The 16,281-nt window shown below is 32.3% G+C and carries 18 protein-coding genes; 10 read left to right on the plus strand and 8 right to left on the minus strand.

Features of this window, described 5'->3' with window-relative positions; all coding sequences use genetic code 11:
- Positions 1 to 98: 98 nt before the first annotated feature.
- The 4 genes from V6624_RS08340 to V6624_RS08355 all read left to right on the plus strand — a co-directional run bounded on the left by V6624_RS08340 (position 99) and on the right by V6624_RS08355 (position 2,621).
- Positions 99 to 1,229, plus strand: coding sequence for an Mrp/NBP35 family ATP-binding protein (locus V6624_RS08340; protein ID WP_111286099.1), 1,131 nt, complete (start codon positions 99 to 101; stop codon positions 1,227 to 1,229).
- 81 nt (positions 1,230 to 1,310) lie between these two features.
- Positions 1,311 to 1,550: a NifU family protein gene (locus V6624_RS08345; RefSeq protein WP_057116000.1), complete on the plus strand. Its 240-nt coding sequence runs from the start codon at positions 1,311 to 1,313 to the stop codon at positions 1,548 to 1,550.
- A gap of 215 nt (positions 1,551 to 1,765) precedes the next feature.
- On the plus strand, positions 1,766 to 2,245 hold the full coding sequence (locus V6624_RS08350) for a hypothetical protein (RefSeq protein WP_111286101.1): 480 nt from the start codon (positions 1,766 to 1,768) through the stop codon (positions 2,243 to 2,245).
- Positions 2,246 to 2,303: 58 nt separating this feature from the next.
- Entirely contained in the window at positions 2,304 to 2,621 is a 318-nt protein-coding gene (locus V6624_RS08355) for a 2Fe-2S iron-sulfur cluster-binding protein (protein ID WP_091490641.1), read from the plus strand.
- Between the two features lie 20 nt (positions 2,622 to 2,641).
- Here the strand turns inward: V6624_RS08355 and V6624_RS08360 are convergent, their stop codons facing one another.
- Together V6624_RS08360 and V6624_RS08365 are read right to left on the minus strand one after the other, a co-directional pair.
- On the minus strand, positions 2,642 to 2,881 hold the full coding sequence (locus V6624_RS08360; protein ID WP_162614946.1) for a hypothetical protein: 240 nt from the start codon (positions 2,879 to 2,881) through the stop codon (positions 2,642 to 2,644).
- Positions 2,882 to 3,044: 163 nt separating this feature from the next.
- The gene (locus V6624_RS08365; RefSeq protein WP_111286103.1) at positions 3,045 to 3,263 is read right to left on the minus strand and encodes a hypothetical protein; all 219 of its coding nucleotides are present in this window, start codon (positions 3,261 to 3,263) and stop codon (positions 3,045 to 3,047) included.
- Between the two features lie 134 nt (positions 3,264 to 3,397).
- Between V6624_RS08365 and V6624_RS08370 the strand changes: the two genes are divergently transcribed.
- Together V6624_RS08370 and V6624_RS08375 are read left to right on the plus strand one after the other, a co-directional pair.
- The gene (locus V6624_RS08370) at positions 3,398 to 3,790 is read left to right on the plus strand and encodes a hypothetical protein (RefSeq protein WP_111286105.1); all 393 of its coding nucleotides are present in this window, start codon (positions 3,398 to 3,400) and stop codon (positions 3,788 to 3,790) included.
- Positions 3,791 to 3,920: 130 nt separating this feature from the next.
- Positions 3,921 to 4,463: a hypothetical protein gene (locus V6624_RS08375; protein WP_111286107.1), complete on the plus strand. Its 543-nt coding sequence runs from the start codon at positions 3,921 to 3,923 to the stop codon at positions 4,461 to 4,463.
- 87 nt (positions 4,464 to 4,550) lie between these two features.
- On the opposite strand, the gene V6624_RS08380 is transcribed toward V6624_RS08375, so the two are convergent.
- From V6624_RS08380 to V6624_RS08400, 5 genes are all read right to left on the minus strand, one after another.
- Complete coding sequence (locus V6624_RS08380; protein ID WP_111286109.1) at positions 4,551 to 5,540, minus strand: aspartate-semialdehyde dehydrogenase; 990 nt, start codon at positions 5,538 to 5,540, stop codon at positions 4,551 to 4,553.
- A 191-nt stretch (positions 5,541 to 5,731) separates the two neighbouring features.
- Positions 5,732 to 5,959 carry a hypothetical protein gene (locus V6624_RS08385; RefSeq protein WP_338841536.1) on the minus strand — a complete coding sequence of 76 codons (228 nt, stop codon included), beginning with the start codon at positions 5,957 to 5,959 and terminating at the stop codon, positions 5,732 to 5,734.
- An 11-nt stretch (positions 5,960 to 5,970) separates the two neighbouring features.
- Entirely contained in the window at positions 5,971 to 6,207 is a 237-nt protein-coding gene (locus tag V6624_RS08390; RefSeq protein WP_338841537.1) for a hypothetical protein, read from the minus strand.
- 80 nt (positions 6,208 to 6,287) lie between these two features.
- The gene (gene mscL, locus V6624_RS08395) at positions 6,288 to 6,665 is read right to left on the minus strand and encodes a large conductance mechanosensitive channel protein MscL (protein WP_111286112.1); all 378 of its coding nucleotides are present in this window, start codon (positions 6,663 to 6,665) and stop codon (positions 6,288 to 6,290) included.
- Between the two features lie 68 nt (positions 6,666 to 6,733).
- Complete coding sequence (locus V6624_RS08400) at positions 6,734 to 9,205, minus strand: bifunctional UDP-N-acetylmuramoyl-tripeptide:D-alanyl-D-alanine ligase/alanine racemase (protein WP_338841539.1); 2,472 nt, start codon at positions 9,203 to 9,205, stop codon at positions 6,734 to 6,736.
- A gap of 285 nt (positions 9,206 to 9,490) precedes the next feature.
- Between V6624_RS08400 and V6624_RS08405 the strand changes: the two genes are divergently transcribed.
- Positions 9,491 to 10,096, plus strand: a complete 606-nt coding sequence (locus V6624_RS08405) for a hypothetical protein (protein ID WP_239455651.1) — start codon at positions 9,491 to 9,493, stop codon at positions 10,094 to 10,096.
- Here the strand turns inward: V6624_RS08405 and V6624_RS08410 are convergent.
- Positions 10,091 to 10,795 (minus strand): porin family protein, encoded by a 705-nt coding sequence (locus tag V6624_RS08410; protein WP_111286116.1) that lies wholly within the window; start codon positions 10,793 to 10,795, stop codon positions 10,091 to 10,093. The genes V6624_RS08405 and V6624_RS08410 overlap by 6 nt on opposite strands.
- Before the next feature lie 224 nt (positions 10,796 to 11,019).
- On the opposite strand from V6624_RS08410, the gene V6624_RS08415 reads away from it, so the two are divergent.
- The 3 genes from V6624_RS08415 to V6624_RS08425 all read left to right on the plus strand — a co-directional run bounded on the left by V6624_RS08415 (position 11,020) and on the right by V6624_RS08425 (position 16,010).
- Positions 11,020 to 11,373, plus strand: coding sequence for a hypothetical protein (locus V6624_RS08415; RefSeq protein ID WP_204251676.1), 354 nt, complete (start codon positions 11,020 to 11,022; stop codon positions 11,371 to 11,373).
- Positions 11,374 to 11,536: 163 nt separating this feature from the next.
- Positions 11,537 to 13,744, plus strand: coding sequence for a TonB-dependent receptor (locus V6624_RS08420; RefSeq protein ID WP_111286118.1), 2,208 nt, complete (start codon positions 11,537 to 11,539; stop codon positions 13,742 to 13,744).
- A gap of 157 nt (positions 13,745 to 13,901) precedes the next feature.
- Positions 13,902 to 16,010, plus strand: coding sequence for a prolyl oligopeptidase family serine peptidase (locus V6624_RS08425; RefSeq protein ID WP_338841540.1), 2,109 nt, complete (start codon positions 13,902 to 13,904; stop codon positions 16,008 to 16,010).
- The last annotated feature ends 271 nt before the right edge of the window (positions 16,011 to 16,281 follow it).

Consider the following 16,281-nt stretch of genomic DNA (forward strand, 5'->3'; position numbering starts at 1 on the left):
TTCCGAACTTAATCTGTTATCTTTGCACCCTGAAATCAGTTTAAATAAATATAATCTTATAAGACTGCTTTCTAAGAATAAAAAATAGCCCATTTACAATGAAACTAGATAGAAAAGAAATTCTAAAAGCCTTAGAGACAATCACTATTGCTGGAGAAGGAAAAAATATGGTTGAAAGCGGCGCTGTAACCAATGTTATTACTTTTGGTGATGAAGCTGTTGTAGACTTAGTATTGCATACACCTGCTATGCATATCAAGAAAAGAGCAGAAGATGATATTAAAAAAACAATTCATGATTTAATATCGCCTGATGCTAAAGTTAAAGTAAATATTAAAGTAGAAACTCCAGAGAAACCTGAAATTAAAGGTCGTGCTATTCCTGGAATCAAAAATATTATTGCAGTTGCTTCTGGAAAAGGAGGAGTAGGAAAATCTACTGTTACTGCAAACTTAGCTGTTACTCTAGCTAAAATGGGTTTTAAAGTTGGAGTTTTGGATGCCGATATTTACGGACCATCTATGCCAATTATGTTTGATGTTGAAAACGCAAAACCAGTTTCTGTAACAGTTGACGGAAAATCAAAAATGAAACCAATTGAAAGTTATGAAATCAAAATGCTTTCAATCGGATTCTTTACTGCACCAAGTCAGGCCGTAATCTGGAGAGGACCAATGGCAGCAAAAGCATTAAACCAAATGATTTTTGACGCAGATTGGGGAGAATTAGATTTCATGCTTCTTGACTTACCTCCTGGAACTGGAGACATTCACTTATCTATTATGCAATCGCTTCCTATTACTGGAGCTGTTGTAGTAAGTACTCCACAAGCAGTAGCACTTGCAGATGCTAAAAAAGGAGTTGCAATGTTTATGCAAGATAATATCAATGTTCCTGTTTTAGGAATTATTGAAAATATGGCTTACTTTACACCAGAAGAATTGCCGGAAAACAAATATTATATCTTTGGACAAGAAGGTGCAAAAAACCTTGCTGAAGATTTAGGCGTACCATTTTTAGGTGAAGTTCCAATTGTACAATCTATTCGTGAAGCAGGAGATTATGGTCGTCCAGCGGCATTGCAGACAGCTTCTCCGATAGAAAAAGTTTTTGAAGAAATCACTAGAAATGTGGTACAAGAAACAGTAAACAGAAACGAAAGTTTACCAGCAACAGAAGCCATCAAAATTACAACAATGGCAGGTTGCTCAGCAGTTAAGAAAAACTAATTAGATAATGAGATAATTTGCCAATTAGATCATAATTGAAATTTTCTAATTGGCACCTTTTCACAATTGACACATTATATTATGACAACAGAAGAATTAACAAATAATGTTTTATTGGCCTTAGATGAGATTAGGCCTTTCCTAAAATCAGACGGAGGAGACATTTCATTAATTTCCATTGAAGATGATAAACATGTAAAAGTTCGTTTAGAAGGCGCATGTATTAGCTGCAGTGTAAATCAAATGACACTGAAAGCTGGAGTTGAAACAACAATAAAAAAATACGCCCCACAAATTGAAACAGTGGTAAATATAATGTAACAACCTCTGTATTGTTTTTTGAAAGTATTTTATTAGGCTTTAACAAGAATAATAAGCCTTATTATGATTTGTTTAAATAAATCGTAAAAACATCTTCAAAAAACGATCATTTTTGCGACATTCATAAAAAACTACTCAAAGTTTTAAGAGTTTTGGTTACATAATTATTACATTTTTAACTTAAATTTGTAAACGTAACCCTAAATCTTAAACTTATGAGAAACTTTTACGCTCTTTTTTTATTATTTTTTATAAGCGCTGTAAATGCACAACAGGGCCAAACACTTTTTGCTGACAAAGCTTGGGTAAATGAATCTGAAGAATGGTCAGATTTTCAATATTCGGGACAAATTATTTTTTCTACGAATGGGAAAACTGAAGAAGGCGCTTTAAGAATTGGCAATTATGATTTTTTATATGACCTTTGCGACGGAAAAGCAAAGTTCACTAATAAAGCAACTTATAGTTCTGCCGAATTCTCGCATCCGCGAAAAGTAAGTGCACAAACAGACAAACAAGGAATTTTAAATTCTACTTACGAAGGAACTTTAATTTTCCAGTCTGATAAAGATTATTACTCTGTTGTATCTCTTGTGACGATATTAGAAAAAGGAGGCAATATTATTGGTGTAAAAATGCGCCTTAAAGATGGTAATCCAAAAGAATATGCTTTTAGCTTAAAAGAAAAAAGTTAAAATTAATAAGAGTTTGAACACGTTTTCAAATTCTACAATAAAATTCCAATAATCAAAAATGGATGTATTAATAAAGATTAAAGATCGAGAAGGAGTTATACACGAATTACAGGCTCCAACTGATATGGCAATGAATATAATGGAGTTATGCAAAGCATACGAACTTCCTGTTGAAGGAACCTGCGGAGGAATGGCTATGTGCGCTTCTTGCCAGTGTTATGTTCTAAATGATGTTGCATTACCGGAAATGGGAGATGATGAAGAAGCCATGCTTTCGGAAGCATTTTACGTTAAATCTAATAGCCGTTTAGGTTGTCAGATCCCAATTACTGAAGATTTAGAAGGACTGGAATTAGAACTAGCTCCGGAATATTAAAAAATAGAAAAGCGAGAATTTTATTGATTCTCGCTTTTTTTGTTTTTCAATTTCCATAAGTAATAACTGCAAACCGATAAACAGAATGTTAATAAAACCGTTCCCATTATTAAAACTTCCTTTGTTTGTTCTTTATAAACAATCATATTAGTTTCATCAAAATAATTCCCCTCAGAATTAAAATTAAATGACATATATTGTATTAGATTATATCCTAAAACAATTATCAATACCAACAAAATAAGAAATACTATTTTCATCTCTTTCCTTTCAAATGTTTATAATTAAATTATTTAATATCCCTGCTTAATTCTCTCTATATGGAGCAAAAAACTTTTATATTTATTTGATTGTCAAAATCTCCAAAAAAACATAAAAAACAAAATGATGTTTTTCATTTTTTATCTTTAGGAATTATCTATATTACTCTTTATACTTAAAATTAATCACAGCATTTTTCTGTTCTGTCGATGTTATTTTAATTTCATATTTTTTATCTCCGGCTTTTATTTTCATTAATGCCGTATTTGGTGGAATATCTCCAAAATTTTCGGCGACTAAAATAACTTCATGAAAATTATTATAATCGTCCATTTCTAAATTCACAATCAGCGGTCTTTTAGTCAATTCTTCGTCCCACATAGATTTAAAACTATCATATTAAGCCATTTCTAACTCTTCCTATTTTTTACCTCATCTTAATATTCTTATGTCTTTTAGAGTGTATTGAAGAAAAGCCTTGAAATTACTTTTGTCGAATAAAATTTTAATTAAAAATGAACAAGGTAAAATCCTGCTTTAGCTTACTTCTTTTACTCGCAATATTTGCTTGCGGGAATAAAGAAAATATAGTTTCTGAAAAAGAAGCCAAACCTAAAATTGAGAAATCAATTGAATCTCAAAAACAAGTAATAGATGATGAAAGTATACCATCAGAAGATTTATGGGAAAACTGGAATCCGAAAATCGAAGCTTATTTCAGGCAAAATTTAAAAAAGAGCATGATCAAGAAAGGAATTAAAGAAGAAGATGCTTCAAAGTTTGCCGAATGTTCTATTACAAAAATGAAAGAACAAAACCTAATGCCTAAAGCGGTTCGAGATTATAAAAACTCTATGGAAATATTATCAATATCTGTTAGCTGTTCGCAAGAAATCGAGAAAAAATAGTTTTTCAAACTCTAATAAAAAGACTTATCCTATTAGTAATTTGACTTTTACAGGTTATTTAAGGAATCGCTCCTAAGTACATTTGCAAAAAATTAAATATCTGATTTAATCAGTAAAAAAAATAAACAAAATGAAAAAATTTCTAAATTACATCAGCATTGCATTAGTTACTTTAACGCTGTTTTCATGCAATAAAAACGAATGGACACCAGAAAAAGAAGCCGATTTTAAAAAGCAATTTACAGAAACTGCAAAAACTAAAGGAAACGGAATGTTCTCAGACGAACAAGCAACTTATATTGCAGACTGTGTTTTTGATAAAATTAAAGCGGATAATTTAAAACCAAACGATATTAAAAAACCTGGAGTTGTAATGTCTGTAAGACAAATGGGAGCTAAATGTTCGCAAGAAGCACTTTCCAAATTTAAATCTAATACAGCAATAAACAATAACTGGACAGCAGAAACCGAAAAAACATACAAAAGCGTTTTAAAAAGAAGCTTTATGCAAAACGGTGTAATGAGCGACAAAGCTGAATTTCTTGCCAATTGCGCATTGACAAAAATGAAAGAACAAAATATTGGTCCAGCAGATTTACAAGATCCTAAAAAAAGTAAAATAGCAAGAGAAATAGGAATTCAATGTGGTCAGGAATTAATGAAAAAGAAGTAAATTTCTAGTTCTAAAAAATCAAAAAAACCGTAATTACATTACTGCAATTACGGTTTTCTCTTTATAACAATTTTATTTAATCTCTAATTATACTAAACCAGCTTGAATTAAGTATTCAGCGATTTGGATTGTGTTTGTTGCAGCTCCTTTTCTTAAGTTATCAGCAACAATCCACATGTTTAATGTATTTGGCTGGCTTTCGTCACGACGAATTCTTCCAACAAAAACATCATTTTTACCTTCTGCGTATAAAGGCATTGGGTAAGTAAACGTATCTAAATTATCTTGTACCGTTACTCCGTCAGTATTATGAAGGATTTCACGAACTTCATTTACATCAAAATCATTTGTAAATTCAACATTTACCGCTTCACTGTGTCCGCCAACAACTGGCACACGAACTGCAGTTGCAGTAACTCTGATAGTATTATCTCCTAAGATTTTTTGAGTTTCGCGAACTAATTTCATTTCTTCTTTAGTGTATCCGTTTTCTTCAAAACTATCGCAATGTGGAATCGCATTTCTGTGAATTGGATATTTGTAAGCCATTTCACCTTGAACTCCAGCGTACTCGTTTTCTAATTGTTTTACCGCTTTTACACCCGTTCCTGTAATAGATTGGTAAGTAGAAACAATGATTCTTTTAATGTTGTATTTTTTGTGCAAAGGAGACAAAGCCAAAACCATTTGAATAGTAGAACAGTTTGGGTTTGCAATAATTTTATCTTCTTTAGTTAAAACAGAAGCATTGATTTCTGGAACTACCAATTTTTTAGTTGGATCCATTCTCCATGCAGATGAGTTGTCGATAACAGTTGTTCCGGCAGCAGCAAATTTTGGAGCCCATTCTAATGAAGTATCTCCACCAGCTGAGAAAACTGCAATATCAGCTTTCATATCAACAGCTGTTTGTAAACCTACTACTTTATATTTCGTTCCTTTATATTCGATTTCTTTTCCAACTGATCTTTCTGATGCAACAGGAATTAATTCTGTAACAGGAAAATTTCTTTCTGCTAATACTTTAAGCATTACTTCGCCTACCATTCCAGTAGCGCCTACAACTGCAATTCTCATTTTTATATTTTTAAATAATCAATTAATCTAATTTGTAACGCAAAAGTAAGTATAATAAAAGTCTCTGCAAGGTGATTCACAAAAAATAACAAATTGTTACAAAACAAACATTTTGTAACAATTATAAGCTTCATTATTTAAAACATCTAACCTAATAAAACTGTTTTAAAGCCTATATCTTTATAAATCAATTATTTTATTATAAATCCAGCTATAACATTATCTTTAAATTGTGCCCTATTTAACTTCTCATCCCAATAATAACATTCTGACATTCGATAATGGTCAAGATTTAACTTATGAAATTCATTTTTACTATTAAAAGCATCAACACCTATTTCTTTCAGCATTAAATTAATTTCTCCTTCATTAATTTTTACGGCACTTTTATAAAATTCTCCGTAAAATTCATAACTCAAATATGCAATTATTAATCTTCCAGTTCGATTTCTTTCGCAAAAAAATGAACTAATTCATCGCCGAAACGCAAATTCTCATTATCCGAAACATAATCTAAATTTAATTTTAAATACCATTGAAAAAGATGATCTTCATCTAAAAAGATAATTGCAAAATCATCTTCAAATGCAACCGCAAGTCCATAAAATTTTATTTTTTCAATATTAATTGGCATTCGTCCAATTAAAGCACTTGTATTATGTCCCATACTTTATTAATTAATTCTTGTAAAAAAACCGCCTCTTTAGAAGGCGGTTAAATTAGACTTAGTGTAGCGGTATTATATTTTTATTTATTTTTCAATAAATCTCTAATCTGTGTCAATAATTCTTCTTGAGTTGGTCCAGCTGGAGGCGGTGGCGCAACATCTTTCTTTTTAGCATGGTTCATCGCCTTAATTATCAGAAATAAAACAAAAGCCACAATTATAAAGTTAATTACTGCCGATATAAAGACTCCGTACTTTACACCTCCAAAAGCAGTTAATTGTTCAATAGTCGATAAATGCGCAGCATCTAAAGCTGGTTTCAATAATAATGGCGTAATTACATCTTCAATAAATGAGCTTACAATTTTACCAAAAGCAGCTCCAATGATCACCCCGACAGCCAGATCGACTACGTTGCCTTTCATTGCAAATTCCTTAAATTCTGAAAAAAATCCCATATTTGATCTGTTTAGTTGAATAATAAATGATTATCGAAAATACGCAATTTTATTGGAATTTCTTAAAATTATCTGAAAAATACCCTCTTTACGCGCTGCGAAATACTCGTCATTATCTCATACGGAATCGTTTTTAAAGCCTCAGCCATCTCAATAACGGTCGGGCTTTCGCCAAAAATAATCACAGAATCACCTTCTTTGCAATCTATATCGGTTACGTTGACCATTAGCATATCCATGCAGACGCTTCCGACTATTTTGGCTTTTTGATTTTTAATGGTGACAAAACCAACTTCATTTCCCCATAATCTCGCAATTCCATCAGCATAACCAATCGGAATTGTGGCAATTTTAGTTTCTTTTTCTGCCATAAAACGGCGTCCGTAACCTACGCTATCGCCCGCAGGAATGGTTCTAACTTGAGAAATAATAGATTTTAAAGTTCCAACGTTTTCCAGATATTTTTGTTCCAAAGGATCATTTGAAACTCCGTATAAACCAATTCCTAAACGCACCATATTATATTGTGCATTTGGAAAATTACTAATTCCAGAAGTATTCAAAATATGTCGAATTGGGTTGATATTTAATTCGCTGATTAATCTTGAAGATAATTTTTCAAACAATGCAATCTGCTGATTCACAAAATCATAATGTTTTGGATCATCGCTTGTCGCTAAATGCGAAAGAATACTTTGAACGCGAACAGTTGCATTTCCTCTTAAAGTTTCGATCAATTCTTCGAGTGTATTTTCTTCAAAACCTAGACGATGCATTCCTGTATCGATTTTGATATGAATTGGGAAATCCTTTAGTTTCTTTTCACGTGCAATTTTCAAAAAAGCATTTAATCCTTTTATGCTATAAATTTCAGGTTCTAACTGATATTGAATAATGGATGGAAAACTTGTCGATTCAGGATTTAAAACCATAATTGGAAGTTTTATTCCGCCATTTTTTAACGCTATTCCTTCATCGGCGAAAGCCACACCCAAATAATCCACTTTATGATGTTCTAATAATTTGGCAATTTCTAAACCGCCGTTTCCGTAACCAAATGCTTTTACCATCACCATCATTTTTACATTAGCAGCCAATTTGGATTTGAAATAATTAAAGTTGTGGCTAATGGCATCGAGATTAATCTCTAAAACCGTTTCGTGTGTTTTTTCTTCAAGAAGTGAAACAATTTCTTCGAACTTAAATGACCTTGCTCCTTTTATTAAAATAGTTTCATTATTGAAATTCAGATTGTCAATTTCTGCAATAAAATCAGCTGTGTTTGGAAACATTACGCTATTTGGAAATTTAGCTCCAAAAGAAGAAATCGTTGAACCAATGCCAATTATGCGGTTTATTTTATTATCTGAAATTAATTGAGCCACTTTAGAATACAATTCTTCATTGGCGAATCCGCTCTGGAAAATATCAGATAAAATAACGGTTTTTGAAGCTCCTTTTTTCTTTTGGCTTTCTAAGAAATCCAAAGCAATTTTAAGCGACTGAAAATCGGAACTATAACTATCATCAATAATACTGCAATTGTTAATTCCGTTTTTTACTTCCAAACGCATTCGAACTGGATAAAGCATCTCGATTCGATTCTGAATCGTTTCTTGATCGTAATCAAAATGCAATAAAACCAACAAACAGGAAATCGCATTTTCTACAGAAGCCGAATCATTAAACGGAATTTCTAAATTGAATTTTTCGTTTTTGTATCGATATTGGATAAAAGTATGGTCGTTTTTATGTTCTCGTTTTTCAATAAAAACATCAGCTTTTTTATCTGTAAAACTCCAAGAAAACAATTTTCTCGGATGATGCATATATTCGGCAACAAATTGAGACAAACAAGAATCTACCACTTCATTTTTTTGATAAATAATGATTGGGCAATCTTTAAATAAAATCAGTTTTTCATCAATTTTCTGCACTAAATTTAAAAAACCCTCATCGTGTGCAGAACCAATACTAGTTAAAATTCCAATATTAGGTTTGATGATTTTCTCCAGTTTCACCATTTCATTAACCGTTGAAATTCCGGCTTCGAAAATTCCTAAATTATGTTTTACATTAATTGCAATTACCGAAAGCGGCACTCCAACTTGAGAATTGTAACTTTTTGGACTTCTAATAATATTATAATCAGGACTCAATAAGAAATTAAGCCATTCTTTTACAATCGTTTTGCCGTTGCTTCCCGTTAATCCGATAACTGGAAAATGAAACAGATTTCTGTAGTAAGCCGCAAATTCCTGAAGCGCCTGACGTGTGTTTTCAACAACCAAAAAATTAGCTTTGTCTGCATAACCTTCAGGTATATGATGAACTACAAAATTATGCACGCCATTTTCGATTAAATCGGGAATAAATAAATGAGCATTGTTGTTAACGCCAGCCAGAGCAAAAAATAAAGTCTGTGATCCGTTTTGAAGAGAACGGCTATCAATTGAGATATGATCGATTAAAACATCAGCATCTGAGCCAATCCATTTGGCATTTAGAACTGAAACCAGGCTTTTTAAATTTATGCTCATTTAGAAATTTCTTTTTTTCAAAATTAAAAAAAGGTTTGCCACTAATGTCCCAAATTTTTACAAATTAATTTCACGCAGATTTAAAAAGATTTAAGCAGATGCGCGCAGATTTTTTTTTAATTAAATTGGCTTAGATCTGCCTCAATCTGCAGAATCTGCGTGAAAAATATAATCTTTTCAATCCTGAAATCTGTGGCTAAAAAAATAATTCATGTGAATTCGTGTAATTCGTGGCAGAAAACATTTATTGATTATATTTGTTTTTATACCAAAAATTTAATCATTTTGAAAAAGTTACTGCCCGTTTTCTCTTATATATTACATCCCATTTTTATATCAGTGTACGCCACTTTATTTTATCTTTTTTATAAAGAAGATGTATTTAGTGTAAATGAGAAATATTATGTTTTAATTCAAATTTTGGTAATAAATGTGATTGTTCCAGTCTTGTTTTATTTATTATTGAAATCGACTGGACATGTAAAATCGATTATGTTAAGCCAAACTACAGAACGTACAATTCCGCTAATTTTGCAGTGCTTTCTATATATTTTATTGGTCAAAAGAAGTATCGTAATTACTCGTTATCCTGAGCTTCATTTCTTTTTTCTCGGAGCATTATTTAGTTCGATTTTGGCTTTGGTATGTGTATTGTTTAAAACCAAAGCAAGCTTGCATATGGTTGCGATAAGCGGTTTCACCATTTTTGTAATTGGCTTAAATATTCATCTTCAACTGCATAATCCATATTGGCCTGCGTTACTGATTTTATTGTCAGGAATTGTAGCTTCATCTCGCTTAGAAATGAACGCTCATACTTCAAGAGAAATATTAATTGGATTGTTTGTTGGAATAATGCCGCAGCTTTTATTTTTATATCTGTGGTTATAAAATATAGAATATCAATCCCGCATTTAAGGTTTTCATATTGATTTTTTCGCCAGATAAAGTCGTCGCAGAATTAAACAACGGACTTAAACCATAATAGAGGTAAACATTCCATGTATTGTATCCCGCTGCAATATAAGGTCCGTATTGGAATTTATTGATATCTCCGTTATTTTTGATTTTATATGTTTTTTCGCCATCATCTAAAACAGATGTACTCGAAAAGATATAGCTCAATTTTACTCCGCCATAAATACGCCAGAATTTAGTACTTTCATAAGTCGAGTTACGCCATCTAAATTCTATTGGAAGATCTACGGAATATTGTCTATAACGATTAGAAACAAATTCGCTAGAATTATTCACACCATAAATAATGGCACCTGAAGCATCTTCAGAAATCGTTAAATTTTGATAGTAGTTTTGATAACTTAAGCCTAATCCTGTAGCAATAGCAATGGTTCTAGTTTTATTAACAGGCATATCGCGCAAGAAACCTCCCGAAAGTCCAAGAGAAAATTTATTCTGTTTGAAATCGATTGGAATATCAGTAAACATGTTATACGTAACCGAAAAATAAAACTGATCTTCTCGATACAAAGAATCTATTTTTATAACTGGTTTTATCTCAGGTTTAACATCTTCTTGTGCAAAAGAGTTAAAGAAAGTGAGTAAAAATAAGCAGCTAAAAATAATTCGCATATCGTAGTTTTGGTTTTAAAGAGATGATTTTAAACAAACGCTATTTTGAGCGTATTTATTTCACATACAAATATAATATAATGGTTTCTGTAGTTACGATAAGAAGTCGAAATATTCTCTTTTTGATCGCGAATAAAATTAATTGCTGCATTTTCTTTAATAAATCGATTCGAAGGCTTAAAAAATAAATGAATTTTCTTTTATCTTTTATACCTTTGCAAATCATGAAAAGAAAGCAGCTCATATTAAGTTTATCTTTTGCTGTAACAATATTGTTCTCGATATTGTTTCAGTCGATACACAGCTATGAGCATATTGTAAAACAGCTTTCAGAAAAACAATGCCATCATAATTACAATGATCCGAGTGGCGAAATAACGCATCAACATCATGATTATGACGTTTGTTTCGTTTGTCATTTTGCTTTTGAATCTTTTATTCTTCCTCAAAATTTCTCTTTTGAATTTCATTCATTTGATAGAGAAACACCTTATTTCTTCCCATTTTCAGAGAAGATTTTTTCTGTTTCAAACACTTCGTATTACTTACGAGGTCCCCCTGCTGTTATAGTTTCTTAAGTTTCGATTATTCGAAAAAACATCACATTTCTTTTAGTTTAAAATTCAAAAAAACATTGAGTTTCCTAATCCTATTTTTATCAATCAGGATCAGAATGCTTTATTGTTAGTTTTGATTTTCATTCGAAGAAAAAAATCAATTTAACTATAGCATCATTTTCAAATGAAAAAATTTATAATTGCCCTTATTTTAGGGTTTTCGGGCATGCTTTCTGCTCAAAATTCGGTTTCAGGAACCGTAACCGATAATCAGAATAATCCATTGCCAGGAGTTTCTGTTTATGCTCCAGAATTACACAAAGGAACAACAACAGATGCAAACGGAAAATACGAATTGAACAATCTTCCAAACGGAAGTCTTCGTGTTGCTTTTACATATGTTGGTTATGCAAATCAGAATAAAACGATTGCAAAATTGCTGAAGCAAAATACATTAGACATTACGCTTGAAGAATCTATTTTGGAAATGGATGAAGTTGTTGTTTCTACGCCTTTCAACAAATTGCAATCGCAAAACGTAATGAAAATCGAGCACGAAAGCATCAAAACCTTACAGCAAAAAGGAACTTCAACTTTAATTGAAGGTTTAGCGACAATTCCTGGAGTTTCTCAGATTTCTACTGGAACTTCTATCGGGAAACCTGTAATTCGTGGACTTAGCGGTAATCGTGTTTTGGTTTATTCTCAAGGTGTTCGTATCGAAAACCAACAGTTTGGAGACGAGCATGGTTTAGGTTTAAATGATGCCGGAATAGAAAGTGTTGAAGTTATTAAAGGCCCAGCTTCTTTATTATATGGTTCTGATGCTTTGGGTGGCGTTTTATATTTCAATCCTGAAAAATTTGCTGATGCAGGAACTTTCAAAGCTAATTTCAGCCAAAAATATTTTACTAATACAGAAGGAAGCAATTCTTCTATCGGATTAAAAACTTCTACTGATAATTGGAAATTCTTGGCTCGCGGAAGCTACAACACACATTCTGATTACAAAATTTCTGGCGGAGACCGAGTGACAAATTCACGTTATAACGAAACAGATTTTAAAACCGGAATTGGATACAGCAATTCAAGTTTTTCAAGTGTTTTAAGATACAACTACAACAAACTGGATATTGGAATTCCAGAAGACGGAATCGCGGAACAATCTTCTAGCAAAGACACACAATTTCCAAGACAAGGAATTTTCAATCATTTATTGAGTTTAAACAATGTTATTTTCTTCGAAAATTCAAAACTAGATGTTGATTTAGGATATATTGCCAATGACAGAAGCGAGTTTGAAGACAGTAATGAAGCTTCTCTTCACATGAAATTGAATACGTTCAATTATAATGCAAAATATCATTTTCCGAAATTCGGAAAAGTTGAAACTATTTTAGGAGTTCAAGGAATGCATCAAACCAACAAAAATTCTGGCGAAGAATATTTAATTCCAAATGCTACAACGAACGATTTTGGAGTTTTTGGAACTGCAAATTACGAATGGGATAACAGCGTTATTCAAGCTGGATTACGTTTTGACAACAGAAATATTACTTCAATTGCACACGGAACTGAAGGTGAAGAGGGATATTTTTTACCACTTGATAGATCTTTTGACAGCTTTAATGCTTCGTTAGGTTATAAAACAAAATTGGCAGAACCTTTAACGCTTCGTTTAAATGTTGCGACAGGATTTAGAGCTCCAAACTTGGCTGAATTAACTTCAAATGGCGTTCACGAAGGAACAAATCGTTACGAAATTGGAAATGCCGATTTGAAAACAGAACAAAACGTTCAGACCGATTTGAATTTAGAGTACAAAAACACGCATTTTGAATTTTTCGTAAACGGATTCTATAATCACGTAAACAATTATATCTACACTTCGCCAACTGGAGAAGTTAGAGACGATAATGATGTGTTTGCTTATGTTCAGGACAATGCACAATTGTACGGTGGGGAAGTTGGTTTGCACTTTCACCCGCATCCATTAGACTGGTTGCATTTTGAAACTAGTTTTGAAACGGTTACAGGTAAAAAAGAAAACAAAGATTACTTGCCTTTGATTCCTGCAAACAACTGGAACAACACACTTAGAACCGAATTTAATATCAAAAACTGGTTAAGCGAAGGTTTTGCTTCTTTGAATGTTTCTTCGACTTTCAACCAAGACAATGTTAGTGGTTTTGAAACGGCTTCTAAAGGTTATACTTTGGTGAACTTAGGTTTTGGAGGAACAGTTAAATTAGGAAAAACGGCTTTCGACATTAATTTAAACGGAAACAATTTATTTGACAAAAAATACATTGCGCACCTTTCTAGATTGAAAACAGACGGTATTCCAAACATTGGAAGAAATATCGTTTTGGGAGTTAATTTCAACTTGTAATTTTATTTAACCGCAAAGAACGCAAAGGAAAACGCAAAGTTCACAAAGTTTTATTTGCTTTGCGAACTTTGCGAAAAACTCCTAGCGTTCTTTGCGGTTAAACATTTATCAATTCTCACAAAAAGTGCTATTTTTGTTACAACAGATAAAACTAACTATGAAAAAAACATTTTTATTAATGGCAATTACAACCGCAGGAATTTCGTTTGGGCAAGGCAAAATACAATATCCACAAACCAAAAAAGGAGAAACTGTCGATGTCTATTTTGACACAAAAGTAAGCGATCCTTATCGTTGGCTTGAAGATGATAAATCTGCTGAAACTGGAGCTTGGGTAAAAGCTGAAAACGAAGTTACTTATGCTTATTTAGATAAAATTCCGTTTCGCGACGAACTTAAAAAGCGAATGGAAACGCTTTGGAACTACGAAAAAATCGGCGCTCCATCTAAAGAAGGAAAATTTTCTTATTATTCTAAAAATAACGGACTTCAGAATCAATCTGTTGTTTACAGAAAAGATCAAAACGGAAAAGAAGAAGTTTTCTTAGATCCGAATACTTTTTCTAAAGATGGAACAACTTCACTTGGCGGTTTAGATTTTTCTAAAGACGGAAACAAAGCGGCTTACGCAATTTCTGAAGGAGGAAGCGACTGGAGAAAAGTAATTATTGTTGATGCTATTTCTAAGAAAGTTCTTGAAGATACTTTGGTTGATGTAAAATTCAGCGGTATTTCTTGGTACAAAAATGAAGGTTTCTACTACTCTAGTTATGAAAAGCCAAAAGGAAGCGAATTGTCTGCAAAAACAGATCAGCACAAATTATATTTTCACAAATTAGGAACTTCTCAAAAAGACGATAAAGTTATTTTTGGAGGAGATTTAAAAAGAAGATATGTTGGCGGTTATGTTACTGAAGACGACCATTTCTTAATAATTACAGCTGCTAATTCGACTTACGGAAATGAACTGTATATTAAAGATTTGACTAAACCAAATAGTCCAATCGTTACAATTGTAGATAATTTTAATTCTGACAATTCAATTATTGAAAATGAAGGAACAAAATTATTCATTCATACTGATTATAATGCGCCAAACGGCCGTGTTGTTACTGTTGATGCGGCTAATCCAAAAATAGAAAATTGGAAAGATTTTATTAAAGAAACTGAAAACGTATTGAACCCTTCAACTGGCGCTGGATACTTTTTTGCTAATTATACAAAAGATGCCGTTTCGTTTGTATTACAATACGATTACAACGGAAAATTAGTTCGAGAAATCAAACTTCCTGCTGTTGGAACTGCTGGAGGATTTGCTGGAAAAAAAGACGAAAAGATTCTTTATTACAGTTTTACAAATTACACAACTCCAGGAAGCATTTATTCTTTTGAACCAAAATCTGGAAAATCTGAAGTTTATCAAAAACCAATAGTTGATTTCAAAAGTGAAGATTACGAGTCTAAGCAAGTTTTCTATACTTCAAAAGATGGTACAAAAATCCCGATGATTATTACCTATAAAAAAGGAACAAAATTAGACGGTAAAAACCCGACAATCCTTTACGGTTACGGCGGATTCAATGTTAGTTTAACGCCAAGTTTCAGTATTGCAAATGCTGTTTGGATGGAAAACGGAGGTGTTTACGCTGTTGCTAACTTAAGAGGAGGCGGTGAATACGGAAAAAAATGGCATGATGCAGGAACGAAATTGCAAAAACAAAATGTATTCGATGATTTTATCGCTGCTGCGGAATATCTAATCGCTCAAAAATATACTTCATCAGATTATTTAGCTATTCGCGGAGGATCTAACGGAGGATTATTGGTTGGTGCTACAATGACTCAGCGACCAGATTTAATGAAAGTCGCTCTACCAGCCGTTGGAGTTATGGATATGCTTCGTTACAATGCTTTTACTGCTGGCGCAGGATGGGCTTTTGATTACGGAACTGCTCAAGATAACAAAGAAATGTTCGAATACTTAAAAGGATATTCTCCAGTTCACAACGTTAAAAAAGGAACTCATTATCCTGCAACAATGGTTACAACTGGAGATCATGACGATCGTGTTGTTCCGGCACACAGCTTTAAATTTGCTTCTGAATTACAAGAAAAACAAACAGGAGAAAATCCAGTTTTAATTAGAATTGATGTAAAAGCAGGGCACGGAGCAGGAAAATCTGTTGCGGCGTCTATTCAAGAAAATGTAGATATTCAAGCATTTACACTTTACAATATGGGTTTTAAAGCTTTGCCAAAAAAGTAGAACTTTAAGCTAGATTTTTTTTAGCCACGAATTCACGAATTTATTTCTGAATATCGTGGCTAATTTATTTTATGCCACAGATTAAACGAATTTGATGGATTAGATAAATCTGTGAAAATCTTTTAATCTGTGGCTTTTATTTTTTTTCACGCAGATTTGGCAGATTTAGGCAGATTGATTTAAAAAAATCTGCGTGCATCTGCTAAAATCATTTTAAATCTGCGTGAAATAAATTCATACAATTCGATACAGAATTTTAAACATGTAGATT

This window comes from Flavobacterium ginsenosidimutans, assembly GCF_037478105.1.
GTDB classification, from domain to species: domain Bacteria; phylum Bacteroidota; class Bacteroidia; order Flavobacteriales; family Flavobacteriaceae; genus Flavobacterium; species Flavobacterium ginsenosidimutans.